Annotated in this window: 2 protein-coding genes; both read right to left on the bottom strand. The window is 34.0% G+C overall.

All coding sequences use genetic code 11. The features are described from left to right. Positions 1-49: 49 nt before the first annotated feature. Positions 50-802, bottom strand: coding sequence for an IS21-like element helper ATPase IstB (gene istB, locus HMPREF9402_RS05090; protein WP_009606725.1), 753 nt, complete (start codon positions 800-802; stop codon positions 50-52). After that, positions 790-2373 carry an IS21 family transposase gene (gene istA, locus HMPREF9402_RS05085; RefSeq protein WP_139058183.1) on the bottom strand — a complete coding sequence of 528 codons (1584 nt, stop codon included), beginning with the start codon at positions 2371-2373 and terminating at the stop codon, positions 790-792. Before istA ends, istB begins: the two co-directional genes overlap by 13 nt. Between the last annotated feature and the right edge of the window lie 83 nt (positions 2374-2456).

Genomic DNA, 2456 nt, shown 5'->3' with positions numbered 1-2456 from the left:
AATGGTTGTATATTGCAAGTGAAAAGTTAACTTAATTGAAATTTAATTTTTAACTTTCTTGATTTTCTAAGAATTTTTTTGATTGTTGTAAACGATAGCTTGTTCCATTCATGTTAATCACATATGATTGATGGGTAATGCGATCAACAATTGCCGCTGTAATAATCGGATCATGGAAGATTTCATTCCATCTTGAAAAGGGTAAGTTAGTCGTAAACATTGTGGATGCTTTTTCGCATCGAGTCGAGATAAAGTTAAATAGCAACTCTGCGCCTTCTTTATCAAACGAGATATAGCCAAGCTCATCTAAAATAATGAGATGATATTTGTCAAACTTCTTTTTTAAACGTTGAAGGACACGTTCATTCTTTGCTTCTTTTAACTCAATAATTAAAGTTGGAACATGTGCAAAATACACATGATACCCAGCTTGACAGGCCTTAATTCCGAGTCCAATGACCGTGTGACTTTTACCAGTTCCAGGGTTACCTGCCAATATGACATTTTGTTTCTTCTCAATAAATTCTAAGCTTCTTAACGTTTGATAATGTTTTTGAGCTTCTAATGGTAAAGCAGCAACATCTAATTCCTCTAAATGTTTCAAATATGGAAATTTAGCTGCTCTTATACGAGTATTAATACCATTCTGTTGTCTAAGCTCAACCTCATATTGAAAAAGATTCAGTAAGAACTCTTCATAGGATTGATTTTCTAACCGAGCCTGTTCTAAATGAAAAGATAAATTTTGATGAATATAAGGTAAGCGTAAATGTTTAGTGTAAGTTTTAATTAATTGATCCATGAGTTTTCTCCTTGACTATACATTGAACTAATTTCAGATAATTGATGATAACAAGCCTGTTCAATAGGGGCTTGAATTAAATCTTGAGTATCAGCCTGACTAGGGGTTAAATTCAATAAATAATTGATGATTTGATCATTTTGAATGGGTAACCCTTGTCGCTTTAAAGATTCAATCGCGAATTGAACCGTTTCAAGAGAGTTCTTCTCAATGATTGTTAATAGGTAGATAAAATCTCGTGGATTTGTGCTATAATAATTTTGGAATATGTTTTGAAGCCAGGGAGTAGCTTGTTTGAGAGCCAAGCTATGCGCAATTGCCCCAGGCTTCTTTTTTAATGTCGCTAAATAGTGATGAATATCAATATGATAGTGATGACGTCCGATTAAGCGTTTAGCCTTAAATAAAAATCGATGATCAAAATAAACTTTAATCTGGTCAATGTTTTTACGGACAGTCACCTCTTTTCCGACTAAGTAATCAGGAACAGAATAAAAATTTGAATCGACATGAATGAAGCTATATTTATTCACTTTATAGGTAGAAGTTAAGTAAGTATCTAACGGTAATCGATAGGGAAGTAAATCCTTCTGTTCTTGTGCAAATACAGTCTCTGCAGATTGGTTGGTTCGTTGTTTTATTTTTTGATTTTCACGACTAGTAGCTTCTAAAAGTGCAGTTACCGCATCTGCAATGGTTTTGAAATGATGGGACTTACTATACGCTTTTCGTCGAATTAATTCAACAGAACGCTCCACATGACCTTTTTCATGACCGCTGTAAGGATTCGTGTATCGCGGCGTATAACCATAATAATTCATTAATTTTTTAACCGCCTCAGTGGGGTGTTTTTCTCTCCCAGCTAGATGTTTCACTTGAACACGTGCATTATCATAGACGATTTCAGTTGGAACCCCTTTGATTTCTTCAAAGAAGCGAGTGTGAATATCTAGAAAAGCTTCCGTATTTTCGTGTGAATAAAGATAAGCAAATCTCTTATCACTATATTTCAAGTCAAACACTCCAATTTTAAAGCGGCGTTCAGTACCCAATTCGTCAATATAAAGAGTGACATCTCCCCAATCAAACTCAGCCACTTGTCCTGGCTCATAAGCTTGTCTAATAAAGGCCTCTTTTGAACGTTGTGTTTGTTTAGAAACATAAGCACAAACTGAACGATAGCTAATATCAATATTTTTCGAAATCAGCCATTCATAAATATCTGTATTTTTCATCACGAGTTTACGTTTACCCTGTTGAATCTTTTGTTTATTTTCTTCTAAGCAAGAATCAATCATTGACTCAACATCAGGTGTTAATTTAATCCGTTGACGTTTACTACTATCGTACTTAGGCTTAGCAGATGAACGGATAATAATGTGTTCTTTTTCTTCAATAGTCTTAGCCAATTCTAACGCCTTCTGATCCTTCTCATATTGCTTAATATATTTACTAACCGTTTGTCGAGTCATTCCTATCTCTTTAGCAATGGCTGTATAAGATAGACCTTTTAGATATAAACGAATCATTTTTTCTTTCTTCTCCAAAGTTAGCACTCCTATCTCCTCCATATCTCTAGTTGATATGGATCATTTTATAAAAGAGATGTTAACTTTTCAAATGCATCCCTGTTAATTATTAGAATACTATAAAC

The sequence above is a fragment of the Turicibacter sp. HGF1 genome (assembly GCF_000191865.1).
Lineage (GTDB): Bacteria > Bacillota_I > Bacilli_A > MOL361 > Turicibacteraceae > Turicibacter > Turicibacter sanguinis.
This window is presented reverse-complemented; position numbering and strand designations above follow the sequence as displayed.

Bases quoted from the DNA above. Each gene is read 5' to 3' on its own strand.
- istB (WP_009606725.1), bottom strand. From the start codon at position 802: ATGGATCAATTAATTAAAACTTACACTAAACATTTACGCTTACCTTAT.
- istA (WP_139058183.1), bottom strand. From the start codon at position 2,373: ATGGAGGAGATAGGAGTGCTAACTTTGGAGAAGAAAGAAAAAATGATT.